12 protein-coding genes and 1 pseudogene are annotated in these 16,260 nt (G+C 63.2%); 10 read left to right on the top strand and 3 right to left on the bottom strand.

Features of this window, described 5'->3' with window-relative positions; genetic code table 11:
* Positions 1 to 94 precede the first annotated feature (94 nt).
* From NOX35_RS11850 to NOX35_RS11830, 5 genes and pseudogenes are all read left to right on the top strand, one after another.
* Complete coding sequence (locus NOX35_RS11850; RefSeq protein ID WP_182287185.1) at positions 95 to 1,273, top strand: metallophosphoesterase; 1,179 nt, start codon at positions 95 to 97, stop codon at positions 1,271 to 1,273.
* Between the two features lie 352 nt (positions 1,274 to 1,625).
* Positions 1,626 to 1,832: pseudogene (locus tag NOX35_RS28780) on the top strand (zinc ribbon domain-containing protein); the annotation flags it as partial.
* Between the two features lie 177 nt (positions 1,833 to 2,009).
* Positions 2,010 to 2,549 carry a zinc ribbon domain-containing protein gene (locus NOX35_RS11840; protein ID WP_232538256.1) on the top strand — a complete coding sequence of 180 codons (540 nt, stop codon included), beginning with the start codon at positions 2,010 to 2,012 and terminating at the stop codon, positions 2,547 to 2,549.
* Between the two features lie 5 nt (positions 2,550 to 2,554).
* The gene (locus NOX35_RS11835) at positions 2,555 to 3,217 is read left to right on the top strand and encodes a hypothetical protein (protein ID WP_256496709.1); all 663 of its coding nucleotides are present in this window, start codon (positions 2,555 to 2,557) and stop codon (positions 3,215 to 3,217) included.
* Between the two features lie 65 nt (positions 3,218 to 3,282).
* Positions 3,283 to 4,932 carry a zinc ribbon domain-containing protein gene (locus tag NOX35_RS11830; RefSeq protein WP_256496708.1) on the top strand — a complete coding sequence of 550 codons (1,650 nt, stop codon included), beginning with the start codon at positions 3,283 to 3,285 and terminating at the stop codon, positions 4,930 to 4,932.
* 91 nt (positions 4,933 to 5,023) lie between these two features.
* On the opposite strand, the gene NOX35_RS11825 is transcribed toward NOX35_RS11830, so the two are convergent.
* From NOX35_RS11825 to NOX35_RS11815, 3 genes are all read right to left on the bottom strand, one after another.
* On the bottom strand, positions 5,024 to 6,877 hold the full coding sequence (locus NOX35_RS11825; RefSeq protein WP_256496707.1) for an enterochelin esterase domain-containing protein: 1,854 nt from the start codon (positions 6,875 to 6,877) through the stop codon (positions 5,024 to 5,026).
* 16 nt (positions 6,878 to 6,893) lie between these two features.
* Positions 6,894 to 9,119 carry a TonB-dependent siderophore receptor gene (locus tag NOX35_RS11820; protein ID WP_256496706.1) on the bottom strand — a complete coding sequence of 742 codons (2,226 nt, stop codon included), beginning with the start codon at positions 9,117 to 9,119 and terminating at the stop codon, positions 6,894 to 6,896.
* A 154-nt stretch (positions 9,120 to 9,273) separates the two neighbouring features.
* Positions 9,274 to 10,554 (bottom strand): hypothetical protein, encoded by a 1,281-nt coding sequence (locus NOX35_RS11815; protein ID WP_256496705.1) that lies wholly within the window; start codon positions 10,552 to 10,554, stop codon positions 9,274 to 9,276.
* 133 nt (positions 10,555 to 10,687) lie between these two features.
* Between NOX35_RS11815 and NOX35_RS11810 the strand changes: the two genes are divergently transcribed.
* The 5 genes from NOX35_RS11810 to NOX35_RS11790 all read left to right on the top strand — a co-directional run bounded on the left by NOX35_RS11810 (position 10,688) and on the right by NOX35_RS11790 (position 16,205).
* A complete protein-coding gene (locus NOX35_RS11810) occupies positions 10,688 to 11,881 on the top strand; it encodes an MFS transporter (protein ID WP_256496704.1) in 1,194 nt (397 codons plus the stop codon).
* Between the two features lie 874 nt (positions 11,882 to 12,755).
* A complete protein-coding gene (locus NOX35_RS11805) occupies positions 12,756 to 13,346 on the top strand; it encodes a prepilin peptidase (protein ID WP_182286857.1) in 591 nt (196 codons plus the stop codon).
* Between the two features lie 32 nt (positions 13,347 to 13,378).
* Positions 13,379 to 14,224, top strand: a complete 846-nt coding sequence (gene cpaB / locus NOX35_RS11800; RefSeq protein ID WP_256496703.1) for a Flp pilus assembly protein CpaB — start codon at positions 13,379 to 13,381, stop codon at positions 14,222 to 14,224.
* Between the two features lie 65 nt (positions 14,225 to 14,289).
* Entirely contained in the window at positions 14,290 to 15,861 is a 1,572-nt protein-coding gene (locus NOX35_RS11795; RefSeq protein WP_256496702.1) for a type II and III secretion system protein family protein, read from the top strand.
* Between the two features lie 14 nt (positions 15,862 to 15,875).
* Positions 15,876 to 16,205, top strand: coding sequence for a hypothetical protein (locus tag NOX35_RS11790; RefSeq protein WP_182286815.1), 330 nt, complete (start codon positions 15,876 to 15,878; stop codon positions 16,203 to 16,205).
* The last annotated feature ends 55 nt before the right edge of the window (positions 16,206 to 16,260 follow it).

The following is a 16,260-nucleotide window of genomic DNA, read 5'->3' as shown; positions in this document are numbered from 1 at the left end:
GGCAAAAGCAGCCGTGCCGCGCGATATGCAAGGCCCTGCGGTGGCTGCGGCAACGCTTGCTATGCTCGCGGCAATTTTGGTTTCTCCGCTGTCCATGGTTTCGACTGCTGCTTTCGTCATCCCTCTTCTGGCTCTCTGGCTCTGGTGGCCTGTCTCCAGCCTCAACGGCACGTCCCGTCTGGCACGCCTGCTGGCAGTTTTGATCACGAGCATGCTGGGCATCGCTCCCGCCTTGCTGCTCAAGGCCGTGCAGACCAATGCCCTGCCCTACGCCGTGGTGGCGCGCCTGCAGGTTCCCGGCGGCTGGATTCTGGCCATGCTGCTGATGTTGGCGCTGTTCGTGCTGCTGCGCGACCTGCTGTGGCTCCTCGCCCGGCTCATGGGCCGTACCGGCCTGGCGCAGCTGCTGCACCTTCCCGCTCTCACCACGGCCGCTGTGATCGCGACCGGCGGCCTGAGCGCCATCGGCGTCTTCAACGCCCTGCAGCCGCCCAGGGTGCATGAGCAGCAGATCGCGGTCAGAAACCTGCCAGCCGCCCTGCAGGGCCTGCGCATTGCCGTGCTGGCCGATATCCACGCCAGCCCGGTCAACGATGCAAGCTATGTGCAGACCATCGTGCAGCGCACCCTGGCCACCACACCCGACCTGATCGTGCTGCCCGGCGATATGGTGGACGGCGATGTCGCCACCAGCCGTGCCCATGTGGCGCCGCTGGCCGCCTTGAGCGCACGCTACGGCGTCTGGGCGGCACCGGGCAACCACGAGTACTACAGCGGCTACAACGCCTGGATGGCCGAGTTCCGCCGCCTGGGCCTGAGTCTGCTTGAAAACCGCATGCAGCTGCTGAACATCAAGGGCAGCAAGCTGGCCCTGTCCGGCATCGGCGACCCGGTGTTCGGCCGCACCTCGCCCAACAACGCCGACCCCGAGGTCGCCGAAGGTATCCCACCCGATGTGGATGCGGTTGCAGCACAGGCCCGCAAGGCAGGGGCAGCGTTTCATATCCTGCTCGCACACCAGCCCAAATTCGCGCACGACAACGCGGCCAAGGGCGTTAATCTGCAGATATCGGGCCATACCCACGGCGGACTGATCCTGGGTATGGATCGCTGGTTGGTGGCTCCCGTCAACAACGGCTTTGTGCGCGGCGAATATGAGATCGGCAATATGAAACTACTGGTCAGCAGCGGCGCGGGTCTGTGGGCCGGTTTTGCCATACGCCTTGGCGTGGCACCGCGAATCGAGCTGCTGACGCTGGTTGCGCGGCAGTGATTACCGGCCTGGCTGCATCCGAGGTTCAGCGAGGCCTGTATCTCGTTGAAATCTTTGCAGTGCAAAACACTCGCAACCATTTGAAGCAATTGCAAAAATCAAACAGATTTCGAGATTTGAGCTTTTCTTGGCAGTCCAGGCTTCCATAAGGCATCTGATTAACTGCCTTCTTTTCAAATCAGTCACTTACGCCAAAGAACCCTTGATACTCTGCGCGCAGTCTCATTAACCAAGACCCCTTCATAGATTGCCGCGCCTGACAAAAAGCTGTCAAAGCCGCGCGTGCTTACATTCCCGTAAAGCGATCCAACAGGTCGCGGCAAATGCGCCGCTAAGATACAAATCATTTTTCATGGGTCCGTACCGGTCCATGCCAATGCGCAGAAACCGGCCCATATTCCAAGCAATGCTTCCGAGCGGCCATTCCAGCGGACTCTTTTCTCGATTGCAGACCATGAATTGTTCCCAATGCGGCAATCCGCTCTCTCCCAATGCCAAGTTCTGCACGAGCTGCGGCGCCAGACAAGAACCGGAAGTGACAATCACTGCTGCTGAAAAAATCTGCAGCCAATGCCAGGCTGTCTGCAAACCCGAGGCCCGCTTCTGTACACGATGCGGCATGGTGTTCGAGCGCCCCGACGCTAACCTTGCTGCGGTGGCAACTGCGCCGCCCATGACTTCAGGCGCCTCGCAGACGGTTGCCGGCGCAAGCCTGGCCCCGCCCTTGATCGAGCCCATGGATACACCCGCACCCAGGCCGCCACAGCCGGAGCCTGCCGCATTTGCGCCGCGCAACGACCGCACACCGGCCTTTCCCCAGGAGCCGGTGCGCGGCAGCAATGCCTGGATCAAATGGGTGGTGCTGGCACTGCTGGTTGCAGCCATTGCGGGCGGTGTGATGATGGCAAGCAACATGAAGGGCCTGACTGGCGCGGGCAATAGCGCATCCGGTGCGTCCCAAGCCGGCAAGGATGGGATTTCGCCCGAAGACAAGGCCAAGGCCGACGCCCTGGTCGGCCCGCTGGGCGGCAGTACCGCAACACCAACGACGCCGGCCGAAAATGCCACGATTGCCGGCGCCGTAGACAACGCGCCCGCCACCGCAGTCGCCCCCGTGGTGACGACCCCAGACACTGTCAGCGTCACCCCCGCGCCAGCGGCCAGCCCGGAGCTCCCCTCAGCTCCGGCATCGGGCAAACCGCCCATGCCGGCCCCTGCAAGAACACCTCCAGTCAAGAAGAACACCGCGCCATCACTGGATGACCTGCTGGATTGAAAGCCATGAAAAAACTCAAACTCACTGTGCTCGCCTGCGCCGCAACCCTGCTTGGCGGCTGCGCCACCTTGCAAGATGCATCCACATCGCTGAGCTGCATGCTCTCGCGCGTCACCAATTCTGCAGACCCCAGTTGCGGCCCTGGCAGCGGCGCGCCCGCAACCGCTGTTTCTGGCGGGCAGAACGAGCGCTTTGCGCGTCTCCAGGCCGCTCTGGATCAGGAAACCCAGCAGGCACAGAGCATGCAGGCCCAGGCCGTGCAGGCCATGCAGAAGCTGCCGGCCAAACAACGTGCCGTGGCCGGTCCGGTGCAGACCAGGACGGTCAGCATTGCCGACGGGCAGTCGGGACAGGCACACCAGATGCGCAGCTTCTCCGCACTGACCGTGGAGATGCCCCTGGCCGCCAAGGGCCGCAAGGAATATACCCAGGCCATGAATGTGCTCAAGGAACTGGCCAATGAACTGGCCGACAACCGGAGCTCATCCAGCATCGTGGTCGATCAGTCCGACGAGGATGTCAGGGCCGGGCGTGTGAATACCGCCACAGGAACCACCCAGTCCAAGGGTGGCAAACCCGTGACTGTCATCAAGAAGATTGACACTGGTCTGCCCGCGGGCGTGGAGCGCTACACCATCGAAGCCGGCGAGATCCGCGGCAAGCTTTGACACCCGGCGAGCCAGCGGCTCATCGTGCCGGAGCAGCCAGCCTCAACCACAAGACAGGACGAAAAATGAGAGAGCAACCCCTGGGAGAAATACGTTTTGGCACTCTTGCCAGAGCCGCCGAAGGACTGACTCAGTGGCGACCGCTGCTGCTGTGCTTTCTGACACTGCTGCTGACCGGCGCACTGATAGCAGGCGCGGCCTGGATGCTGGTCAAGGCCGGCTTCTTCATGTACCTGATCTTCATGCTGGCGTCCGTCATCGCGCTGCTGGCCGGCTCTTCGGGCGTGGGCATCATGCTCATGGACAAGGCCAGAAACGAGCCCGTACGCTCCTTCTCGGCGGCGGCATCGGCCGGCCTGCTGTGCCTTCCAAAATTCCTGCTGGTCGGCCTGGCGATATTTGTTGCCACGCTGGCCTACTACCTGCTGGCTGCCGTCATTTACTTCATCTGCAAGATTCCCGTGCTCGGCGGCATTCTGGCCTTTGTGGCCCACCCGATTCTGGTGCTGGTCGCCGCAGTCTTGCTGATCGCCATGATCTGGGTCATCGGTCCCTTGATGGGTCCTGCGCTGTGGAGCGGCCTGTCCGTCAAGGCTGCACTGGCCAATGTGCTGAGCATCGCGCGCAAGCGCCTGGTCGAAGTAGTGCTGATGGAAGTCGTGCTCTATGTCATTCTGGGCCTGGTCTGCTTCATGCTGTTTGCCGGACTGGTGCCAGCCACCGTTTCACTGACCGGGATGGCCATGAGCATTACCGGAGATGGCGGCTCCATGGCCGGCATGTTCATGGGTGGCGGCTACGGCCGTGGCTACGGTGGCGGCTTCAATCCCATGGGCATGATGGGTGGCGGCAGCACCGGCCTCATCGCCGGCCTGGGCGTTCTCTATTGCGTGGTGGGCGCACTGCTGGCCCAGGTGGCCATCATGGGCATGAATCTGATCTATCTGCAGGCTCGTGAAAGCGTGGACCCAGCCGAGGCCGAGGGTGCACTGGACAGCCTGATTGGCGATGTTCGCAAAAAAGCCGAGGAAGCCAAGGCCCAGACCATGGCTGCCGCAGAACGCACCATGGCTGCCGCCGAGCGCGCCAAGCAGGCTGCCAGCGAGCGCCTGCAGGAAGCCACGGCCAAGCCCTCCGCCACCGACACCCCGCCCGGCACCGACAGCAATGCCAGCGCAGGCGCCGCAGCAACGGCGGCCGAAGGTCTGACTGCCGCCACAGCGGCATCCACCGAACAGGCGTTTGCCGAACAGCAGGCGCGCGAGCGTGCCGCCGCCGATGCGGCGGACAAGGCACGTCAGAGCGCTGAAGAGGCTGTTGCCCGTCAGCGCAGCGAAGCCGAGGCAGCACGCCAGCGTGCCGAGGCCGAAGCAGCCCGTCTGAAGGCTGAAGCCGAGGCTGCCGAAGCCCAGGAACTGGCCGCACGCCAGCGGGCTGAAGCGCAGGCCGCAGAGCGCGCGGCACAGCAAAGGGCCGCTGAGGAACGAGCCGCAGCCCAGGCTGCCGAAGATGCACGTCAGCAGGCCGAGGCCCAGCGTCTGAAGGCACAGGCCGAGCAGCAGGCAGCCGAGCGTGAAGCGGCCCGGGTCCGCGCCGAAGCACAAGCTGCTGAAAAAGCCCGCCAGGCACAGGCTGCGCCTAGCTGCCCCGCCTGCAGCGCCCCCGTGGCAGCCAATGACCTGTTCTGCGGCGAATGCGGCAACAAGCTCAGGTAGAAGCTGTGTGAAAGCCTGCAGCGCTTCACCAGCAAGTGCTGCAGGCCCAGTAAAAAGGGGCCTCAGGCCCCTTTTTTGGTACCTCCCGGACTCAGAGCCCGCAGGACTGTGCGACCTGCTCCTTAAGCCTCTCGCTCGAAGGTTCGCGCCCCGTCAGCGCCAGCAACCCGCAGGCCAGCGACCCCTGCCAGTGCACATAGTCATGACCGGTGCTGTGCACACGCTGCACGACCTTGTTGCCCTTGGCACGCAGCACATCGCCCAGCTCCTGGCTGGTTTCGCGTATGCCTGCCTGCCCGCCACGAGCCCCTTCGTAGATCCCGGCATCCAGGTAAAAGCGGATCGGCAGCTGCGGCGATTGCTGATACTGACGCGCCAGCCAGTTGGGCGACTCGCCCTTGGGTGCCCACCAGTAGGAGCCCGAAAGACTGAGCACATTGCCAAACCACTGCGGATAACGCAGCGCCACATAGCTTGAAGCCAGGCCGCCATAGCTCGATCCTGCAATCACCGTGCGCTCGGCCCCTGCCGCTATGCCCTGTGCCTTGAGCCAGGGCATGAGCTGCTTGCCCATGAAGTCGGCAAACACCGGGTTGGGCGGCAACTCGCGGCTGCGCGCGTCGCCTGCGCCATTGGCCACCAGCACGACGGCTGTTGCAGGCAGCAGGCCGTCGGCCATCAGATTGTCGATGATGGCGGGCGTGGGAACCTGGCGCAGATAGGCCTGGGCGTCGAACAGCACCAGCAGGGAATGCCCAGCCGCATCGGCCTGCTGCCAGCCCTGCGGCTTGTAGATCCAGATGTCGCGCCCATTGCCCAGCGCCTGGCTGCCCAGCCAGTGACGCTGCAACTGGCCGGTTGGCACGCTGGCGCGGGTCTGGCTCCAGGGTTGTGGCGGCGCCTTGGCCAGTGTCAGCACGGAGCGCCCGTCGAAGCGATCCTGCACCGCCTGCAGATCCGCAGACCGCCCCCAGCTCTGGCGATTGAGAGGGTCGCGCTGCAAGGTGGACAGAATGGATCGGCGCTGAATCATGGTATCGGCCGAGACCACAGGCACATCGGGCGCAAAACCATAGCTGAGCCGTGCATCCCTGGGCATGACGAAACTGGCCCACCAGACATCGCTGCTTCCGAGGCGCTGCAGCGGCTCATGATTGCCCGAGGGACTGCCGAACAGTCGCACCGACTGCCGTGCGCCGCGCCAGACAAAGCTCACCAGCTGGTGCTCCGCATCCCAGGGCTCGATCAGCGGCGTGCCCTCGCGTTCCATTTCCTGCCAGAAGCTGCGGCTGTCGCCGCCCTGCACCAGCCGCGCCTCCAAGGCCTTGAGCCTGGGACTGCGCAGCGGCTCTGGTTCGAGCTCTGCCGCAGGCGCATGGTCGACCGCCAGCGGCGCCAGCACCTGGGTGATCGTCAGCTCGTAGGCGCCAGGACTGGGCGCAGCATAAGTCGGAGCACCGCTGTGCCCGCCCTGCGCCGCCGACATGCCGCTTGCTGACGATGCATAAGGCTGGGTATTTTCTGCGCGCAGCACCAGACGCTCCTTCGCCTTGCCCCGGCTTTGCCAGGTGAATGCGTGATCGACGCCTGCGCCCTGACTCAGCCGCCGCAGATGGCGTCCGTCAGGCGTTTCCACATCCAGCGCCACGCCCAACGCCTGCAGATTGCCGCGCACCACGGCACCGGCCGGTGCCTCCAGCTGCAGGCTCAGCTTCTGTCCCGGCACCAGCCTGCCGGAGAGCGGCTCCCGCACCAAAAGCAACGAGGCCGCCTTGGTCGCGCTCTGAACGGTATCGGCCGGCAAGGGCCGGGCCGCACCGGCCTGGCCGCCGATGCCGACGCTGACCGCAGCCAGCAGACCTGGAACAAGCAGGGAGCGCAGCCCTTTGCCCGATGGCCTGTGGCCCGTCACCGTCACCGGCAACCCTTGATGATTTCCATGCATTGATGCGTCCTCCGCCTCAGAAGTCCACCGCAGCGCTGATGCGCACGGTGCGCGGGGCGCCCACGGTCAGGAAGTTGTCGGCAAAGGCTCCAGCCCAGTAGTTGCGACCAAAGACGTTATCCACCGTACCGCGCAAGACCACTTTCCTGTCGGCAACGCGCGTGGTGTAGCGGGCGCCGACATCAAAGCGCGTCCAGCTCGGTGCACGCAAGGTGTTGGCCGAGTTGACCCACTGCTTGCCTGTATGCACCATGCGTGCGTTCAGCGCCAGACCGGCCACACCCGGCACATCCCAGTCTGCCGCCAGATTGGCCGCCCAGCGCGCTGCGCCGAAAGCATCATGGCCATCGTTGTTGGCGCCCTGGGTGCTGGTCAGCTTGGGCTGCAGGTACGTGATGCCGCCCAATACGCGCAAACTGGAGCTCACGGCACCGAAGGTATTCCACTCCACGCCGCGATTGCGCTGCTCTCCATTGAGCTTGAGGGTATTGGCCGCCGTATCGATGGTGGTCGAAGGCTTCTCGATCTGGAACAGAGACAGCGTATTCGTCCAGCCTGCGCGGCGCCACTTCACGCCCGCCTCCATCTGCTTGGATTTGTAGGGAGCGAATGTCTCGCCTGCATTGGCATAGGTGGAGCCGACCTCGAGACCGGGACTCAGCCCCTCGATGTAGTTGGCGTAGAAGGACAAATCCTCACCCCAGGGCTTGGCCACCAGACCCAGCATGGGAGTCACAGCGCTCTCGTCGTAGCCCTTCATCTTCTGATTCACGCGCTGGTGGCGTGCGCCCAGCGTCAGCTGCAGCCTGTCCTGCAGCAGGCTCAGAGTATCGGCCACGGCGAAACTGCGGATCACATTGTCGTTTTCCTGGCGCACGGCATTGCGCGGTCCGGCCAGAATCGGCAGCACCGGATCGTAGATATTGGTGGTGTAGCTGCTGCTGACCACGATGGGCAGCGCGCGCCCGCTTTGCTGCTGCAGCTCGTTGAACGAGAACACCAGCTGATGGCCCACATCGCCGGTTTTGAAGCGGCCACGCAAACCCGCATCCAGCGCCGTGCTGTTGGTATAGCCCTGAAGGTTATAGGTCTGACCCACGGCAGAGCCGTCGCCCACGGCATTGAGCACCACCCGCGTGCCTGTGGGCTGACCAGCATAGTCATGCCAGGCCTTGCCCAGGCTGCCGTAGAGCTGCCAGCTGTCACTCAGCTCGAAACTGCCGCGCAGTGCCACCGATTTATTCTCCACTTCGGTGTTGACGCCGCGGAACAGATGGTTGCTGGCATCCGGCGCGCCGATCAGATTCTTCATCTTGCCAAAGCTCACCATCACCGGGCTGCCGTTGTCCAGGTTCACCTTGTAGTGATAGGCATCCAGTCCCAGCGTGAAGCGATCGCCCTGATAGTCAAGCGCCACGGCACCTAGACGGCGACGGCGCTTCTGGTCGTCGACCTCGGTCTCGCCGCTGGACAGCGCGCCGTTAAAGCGTATGCCCAGGCGGCGCTCGGGGCCGAAGCGCCTCGATACATCCACATGCTCCTGCAACTGAGAACCCGAGGTGAAAGTCGTGGTCAGCCGCGTCAGATCATCGGCCAGCGGCTTCTTGCTGACCACATTCACCACGCCTCCCACCGCTCCACTGGGAGCCATGCCGCCGAGCAGCGCACCGGGGCCCTTGAGCAGTTCCACGCGCTCGATCATCTCGGTCGGCACATGGCTGTCGGGTGCCAGGCCATACAGGCCGTTGAACGCCACTTCACTGGCATTGACGTCGAAGCCCCGAATCACATAGTTTTCGTTGACATGGCCGGTACTGGTGGAGAAGCGCACCGAAGAGTCGTTTTCCAGCACGGCAGCCACCGTGGCCGCATTCTGGTCGCGGATCAGCTCTTCGGAGTAGGCGGTGATGTTGAAAGCAGCATCCATCACATCCACATTGCCCAGCAGCCCCAGGCCTGCACCCTTGGCGACCTGAGCACCAGGGGCCAGCGCAGGCAGAGCGCTGCCGTCCTGTTTGCCGGAAACCGTGACTTCGCTCAGGCGCTTTTCCTTCGGGTCGGCCGTCTGGGACTGCGCCTGGGCGCCCGCACTCAAAACCACCAACACTGCCAGCCCCACGGCTGAGCGGGGGCTGCGGCACGCCGCAGAAGACAGCCAATGCACGAATGGAGCAAACTGCGTGGATGCGAGCGCTGAAGCCGACGGCGCCTTGCCTGCGCCGCCACGAACTGGGGTTGCCATGTAGACCTCGTTTTCGATCAATCTCCTATGGCTAAAACGAAGTGCGTGGCTAAGGCTTATCGAGAATGAATCTCAATTAGATGGATTGTATAACAAGCAAAACCTCTCAAAACAATAGCAACAATCTATTTCTCTACATAGCGATAATCCGTTTTCATGGCTGAGTCCTAGCGGGCTCTTCCGTCTCGCAGTCCTGCTCGGCGTTCTCGCTCATCAGCACACGCACCACCTTGCGGGCATCGGCATCGAAGACCGCGATATCGGGGCAGTAACGGGCACCTTGAGGCGTATCGACCTTGCGGTAGCTTGCGCCATAGGTCTTGAGGACCCGGGGTGGCTGTCCGGCTCTGGGCTCGGCCAGTACCTGTACCTGGTTCTGGCCCATGGTGGCAGCGGGATCGGCATCGCACCAGTCGGCAGTAGGCTCCTGCCCCAGACTCAGTTCGCCGCCGCGCTGGTACAGGCCGCTAGGCCAGTACACATGGCCTTGCGCATAGTCCGGCATCTGATAGCAGGCCATGAGCTTGCCACCCTTGCGCACCGGCAGCATATGGCTTTCGGCCTGCTCGACCAGCTCCAGCCCCGCGGGCTTCCAAGCATAGATGTCCACGCCATGGCTGCAGCAGCTGGCACGCCATTCGCTATAGATGCGTTTGGCCTTGCCATCGAAGGCGGGTGAGCTGATGTCCTGCAGGGACTGCGGCCCCAGCACCAGCTTCTGCGTACTCGGGTCGTAAAGCCAGGTGCGGTGCGCAATATTCGGCCCGGCAGGCAGGTCCAGCGCCTGGGTCAGATCCGGCCAGCCGTCAAAATTCGCATCCACCCAGCGCGGCTGCACCAGCCAGCAACTGCCCACGGCGGCGGTCGGCAGGCTTTGCTTCAGGCTTCCCTGCTCATAGACCTGAATGGCGGAAACCTGCAGATCCGTATGTTCTCCGCAGTCGGCCAGGGAGCGCAGCCTCTGATTCATCAGCAGGCGCAGCTCGTAATTCAACGCATGGGGGAAAGCCGGGGGCTGGCGCAGCAGGTGGACCGGCCAGCGCTTTTTGCCATCCATGGACTGCCACTGCCCCTGCAGGCGCGGCGGCGCCATGCCCGGCAAAGCCGCCAGCGACCAGCGGCCAGACGGCTTGGGATCGCTTGCTCCAGCCATCGGGGTCTCGGTCAGCTGTCCGCTTGCCGAGCCTTCCAGGTCAAGTGTTGCACCGGGCCGATTGCAGGGTTCATAGCAATAGCTTCCCCCGACGGCGCCATCGAGCCGCCACAGCTCCAGCTTGACTGCCTTGCCGGCAATCTCGCCGCGATAGCTGGCCGACCAGACCACCGCTTCATGCGGGGTTTCTGCCGTCTCGGCATACACCATCGACGCCCAGCCCATGAGCGCCATAGCGATGTTCAGGCCCGCAGCCCGGCCAGTCAGGCATTTCAGCGTCATATCACTCCCATTCACTTCGATCACCAGATTCGTGACTGCATCATGCCCGCAGCAAACCTTTTAATGTGCGGCCAATATGAATGCTGCAAGATGTGACAAATCTGCGTACAAGCATGGACAGCCAAAGCGATTTATGCAATCAGACAACAACACACAACAAAGCCGCAATATGGGCCTGCTGGTCGCAGCCCAATCCCTGGGAGGTGCCTCTCCGCCCATCATCATCTCGCTGGGCGGTCTGGTCGGGCAGCAGCTGTCGTCCAACCCCACAGCGTCCACCTTGCCGGTCAGCATCTACCAGCTCGGGCTGGCGCTATCCACCCTGCCGGCCGCCTGGATCATGAACCGCATGGGCCGCCGCGCGGCCTATGTGCTGGGAGCCATTCTGGGCGTGATCTCCGGCGTGGTCGCCGCTCAGGGCATTGCTCACAGCGACTTCGTCACCTTCTGCATCGGCACGGCGCTGGCCGGCTTTTATGCGGCCTGCGTGCAGAGCTACCGCTTCGCCGCCACCGATATGGTGAGCGAGCCCGCGCAACAGGCCAAGGCCATTTCGCGCGTGATGATCGGCGGCCTGATTGCCGCCATCATCGGCCCGCAGGTGGTGATCTGGACGCGCGACGCCCTGCCTGCCACCCCGTTTGCCGGCAGCTTCTACAGCCAGGCGGTGCTGGCCCTGCTGGCCCTGCCCCTGCTCATGGGCCTGCGTCTGCCGCCTCCTCAGAGCAAACAGGCCGTGGCTGACGACGCCAGGCCGCTGGGCGAAATTGCCCGCACGCCCCGGTTCGTCGTGGCCTGCGCGGCGGGTGTGGTCAGCTACGGACTGATGGCGTTCCTGATGACCGCTGCGCCCATGGCCATGGTGGGCTGCGGCCACAGCGTGGGCGAAGCCGCCATGGGCATCCAATGGCATGTGCTGGCCATGTTCGTACCCAGCTTCTTTACCGGCAAGCTGATTGCGCGCTATGGCAAGCGACCCGTGACAGCTCTGGGCCTGCTGATGATAGGCGCGGCCGGCGTGCTGGCCTTGATGGGCCTGGATATCTTCCACTTCTGGGGTTCGCTGATTTTGCTGGGCGTGGGCTGGAACTTCGGCTTCATCGGTGCCACGGCGCTGCTGACCGAGTGCTACCGTCCCTCGGAACGCGCCAAGGTGCAGGCACTCAACGATTTCCTGGTCTTCGGCACAGTGGCCATGGCCTCGTTCGGATCAGGGCAGTTGCTGCACAGCGCCGGCTGGAACGGCATCAATATCGGCATGCTGCCCCTGGTAGCCGTCGTGCTGGTGCTGCTGGGCCTGCACAGCCAGCGCAGGGCAAACGCCTGAAGCTGTGCCGATTTTTCCGCCTCAGACAGCTATCAAAATAGAAGCTTGTATCGCATTGAGATCAATGAAATAGAGTTATTTCAACGATGAAATCCATTCAGGAAAAGCGCTACAAGCTATATTTTATATAGCAAAACATCCCCTGTGAATGAACCGAGCGGGTGTTGCCTGAAGACCGGATCAGCGCTCGCAGCAAACCGTCTTCAAGACCGCCACCGGCAGGCCAGGAGGAAATGCCGGCAAGCTGCCGGGCTGCAGCTTGCCGAGGACTACCCCGGCCTCATCCCTAAAAGCGGCTACTCAGTCCCACGACGGCCTTGCCCCGGGCCGTGATGCCGACGCCCCGGGCCTGCCACGCAATACAGCAGCGGGCACTTCAGGCCCCGGAACATGGGTAACGCCCGTAACGCCCGTAACGCATTTCAGCGCCTTCCGGCCTGGCCACAGGCACCGCCAGGCTCCATCGGACCCGGCCTCTCTTCAAGCCATGCAGCGTCTCTTGCGCCTCCCCGGCTCCTCTGAGCGAGCTCCGGGCAAGGCCTTGCGAGCACCCTCTGTAGCCGGCACCCACTGCAGACCGATCTGCGTCAGCAAGCGCATGAGACCACTGCTTACGCAACCTACAACGGCGTCACATTTGCATCTCATGCAGATTAGAAAAATCCTTACGAAATCCAATATTGATAAGTGATTTCTATAGGAATAGTATTTCCACAAAATTAAACAAAAGAATGAAGTTGATAGAGAAATTGTATTTAGTCACATATCGCCCGGATCCTGCAGAAACCAGTCAGATGAGCTGAACGCAGCAGACAGCCAGCGTCAACTCTGAGGCCCGGACAGGATTCGCTGAACACAGGACTGGAGTTTGACCATGACATCTTCCGAACTCAGCGCAGCATCCGAGCTGATGGCCGGCCTGCTCACCGAGCCGCGCTCGCTGATGTTGCTGCTGCTCCTGCTGGCTGCCAGCATCAGCGATCTGCGCACACGGCGCATCCCCAATCGCCTGACTTTTGGTGGCATCACCCTGGCCCTGCTCTATGGTCTGCTGGCCCACCACCCCCATAGCGGCGGCTTTTTCTGGGCGCTGGGCGGCATGGCGCTGGGTCTGGTCATGATGCTGCCGCTGTATCTGCTGCATGCCATGGGCGGCGGCGACGTCAAGCTGATGGCCATGGTCGGCAGCTTTATCGGACCCGAGGCCACCTGGCAGGCCGTGATCTTTGTCTTCATCACCGGCGGTGTAGCCGCCATCAGCTACGCACTCTGGCACCGCATGGCCGGCAGGCTGCTGCGCAACTCTGCCGAGGCCGTCCAGCTGCTCTACATCAATGTCGCGGCAGGGATCGCTCCCGATGCCCGCTCCAGCTCGGCGCATTCGGTAGGCAAGCTGCCTTACGGCGTCAGCATCGCCCTGGGAACCCTGGCGTTCCTGGTCGCTCGACAGTTCACCTGGGTCTAGTCACTTACATCACGGCATAGCGGGAGCCTCCCATGAAAAACCTCAAAGCTTTGGGTCTGTTTGTCCTCGCCGTACTGGCCAGTCTGGCGGCTGCAGTCTATGCCGCCAACTGGGTCGCCCAGCGCGGCAGCCTGGACGCCGACAAGGTGGTCGTTGCTGCCACCGACATTCCACTGGGCGGCAAGATTTTGCCGAACATGCTGAACACCGTGGACTGGCCGCGGGGCTCCATACCCGATGGCGCCTTCCATGACATGCAGCAGCTGCAGGACCGAGTGGTCAAGGTCGGCGTGCTGCGCGGCGAGGCCGTGCTCGAAGGCAAGCTGGCGCCGGTCGGCACCAAGGGCGGACTGGCAGCCGTCATCGCTCCGGGCAAGCGGGCCATGACGGTACGCGTCAACGATGTGGTCGGTGTGGCGGGCTTCGCCCTGCCGGGCAACTACGTGGATGTGGTGGTCAATGCCCAGCAGGAGCAGGCCGGCAAGATGGAGGATTCGCGCCAGATCAGCAAGACCGTACTTGAAAACGTGCTGGTCCTGGCCGTGGCCCAGGAAGCCGACCGCGACGAGACCAAGCCCAAGGTGGTGAGCGCCGTCACTCTCGAGCTGAGCCCCGAAGATGCCGAGAAGCTCGATCTTGCACGCAGCGTAGGCAATCTTTCACTGGTGCTGCGCAACCAGATCGACAAGGACCCGACCAGCACCGTCGGCATCACCAAGCACCAGCTGTTTGGAACACCTGAGCCTGTGCCTGCCCCCGTCAAGGTCGCAGCACCCGCCAAACCCGTGATGCAGCGAGCCAGGCCCGCTCCCCAGGCTTCGACAGCCACCTGTGTCGAAGTGATCCAGGGCGGCGCTCGAACTCTCAACTGCTTCTGATCTTCTACCGTAACCACTCAGAGAGGTCGGCCGTGCAACACCATCACCTATATCTGGCAGCTAGCATGCTGCTCGCCAGCTCAGCACCTGTGCTGGCCCAGTCTGCGGGCACGCCTGCCCAGCCCGGCCCTGTGGCTGCGGCCGCTCCCGCAGCTCCCCGCACCACCCTGCCAGCCAGGAATTGCACGGCCATTCACACAGAGGACCCGACCACGGTCACGCTGGGTAAATCCGTGGTCATTCCGCTGAACTCGCCCATGGCGCGCATCCTGGTCAGCGGCCAGACACCGGGAGCCGGCCAGTCAGCCCCCATGGCCGCCAACGGACAGCCGCAGATGCAGGTACAGAACGGCATGGGCGATATCGAAGTGCAGCTGCTCAGCCCCAGGGATCTGTTCTTTCGCGGCCGCAAGTCCGGCTCCATGAACGTCATCCTGCAGAACGCCCAGGGAGCCTGCTTCATCAAGGACGTGATCGTCACCATGGACCCGGGCCCGCTGCAGGCCAAGCTCAGCGAGCTCATGCCGGAGGAGCGCAGCATTCGCGTCCAGGGGGCCGACAATGCCCTGGTCCTCAGCGGAGAGATCAGCAATCCGCTGCGCCTGGACGATGTGGTGACGCTCGCCGGCGCCTACAGCGACAGCAAGAAGATCGTCAATCTGCTGCGCACCACCTCGCCTCACCAGGTGATGCTGGAAGTCAAGATTGCCGAGGTCAGCAAGACCTTGCTCGACAAGCTGGGCTCCAGCCTCAGTGGCCAGCGCATTGCCAGCAATGGCCAGAACAGCTACAGCATCCTCTCCAACTTCCTGAGCGGCGGCAGTGGCGTGTTGAGCGCCTTGCGCATCGGCAAAGGCTCGATCAGCATCGATGGGCAGAAGGATGACGGCCTGGTGCGCATCCTGGCCGAGCCCAACATCATGGCCATCAGTGGCCAGCAGGCCAGCTTTCTTTCTGGCGGCAAGATCTTCATTCCTGTGGCGCAGACCAATACCAACGGTGTACCGGTGATGTCGCTGGAGGAAAAGGAATTCGGCATCGGGGTCAAGTTCACACCGACCGTGCTCGGCAACTCGCGCGTCAACCTCAAGCTGGTGTCCGAGGTCTCGGATCTGTCGCAGACCGGCTCGCCCTTCACCTCCATCAATGGCGTCACCTCCGTGATCCCCTCGCTCACGGTAAGGCGCGCGGACACCACGGTGCAGCTCAATGACGGGCAAAGCCTGGTCATTGCCGGCCTCATCAAAAACAATATCACCGAGGCCGTCAAACGCTTTCCGGGGCTGGGGGAAATACCGGTTCTCGGCGCGCTGGCCCGCAGCACCGAGTTCCAGACCGATCAGACCGAGCTGATGTTCATCATCACTCCGCGCCTGGTACAGGCTCTGGCCGAAGCCCCCAGAGTGCCCACCGACAACCATGTACCACCCTCACGCGCCGAGCGCTACCTCAACGGTGCACTGGAGAGCTCCAAGCCCGCGCCTGCAGATAAGACAGCTCCTGTACCTGCACCTGCCATGCCTGCCGACGCAGCCACACCGATGCCAGCACCAACCGCAGCACCCCAGGAGCTGCAACCACCGGCACCGGTCGAGCCCTCGGTCGACCGTCCCGCCCCCCTGAATCCGCCCACCTGAACCGGAGTCAAGCCATGACCGAACGCAGCATCCTATTTTCCGTGGCCCTCGCCGCCCTGCTGGCGGGCTGCGGCAGCACAACCCCCAACTACGACGCCCGCTTTGGCGAAGCCGTGCGCACCGCCCGCCTGCAGATGACCATAGACCCGCAAGCGGGCAAGGCGGCCGGAGTCGGCGTGGATGGCGCCACCGGCATGGATGGTCGCGCCACGCGCCACAGCATGGAGAGATACGAGCAAAGCTACAAGAGCCCGCCTCAGGCCATCAACGTCATCAATATTGGCGGCTCGCTGACCAGCAACAACTCCGGCAACAGCGGTGGCAACAGCGGCGGCACGCCCTGAGCAGCCGCCAGATTTTCACCATCCAGCCAATTGATTCCGAAAGGAGCCCTGATCG

The sequence above is a fragment of the Comamonas sp. C11 genome, from assembly GCF_024496285.1.
Taxonomy (GTDB): Bacteria; Pseudomonadota; Gammaproteobacteria; order Burkholderiales; family Burkholderiaceae_C; genus Comamonas; species Comamonas testosteroni_F.
Note: the sequence above shows the minus strand (reverse complement) of the source record. Positions and strands in the feature narration are given on the sequence as shown.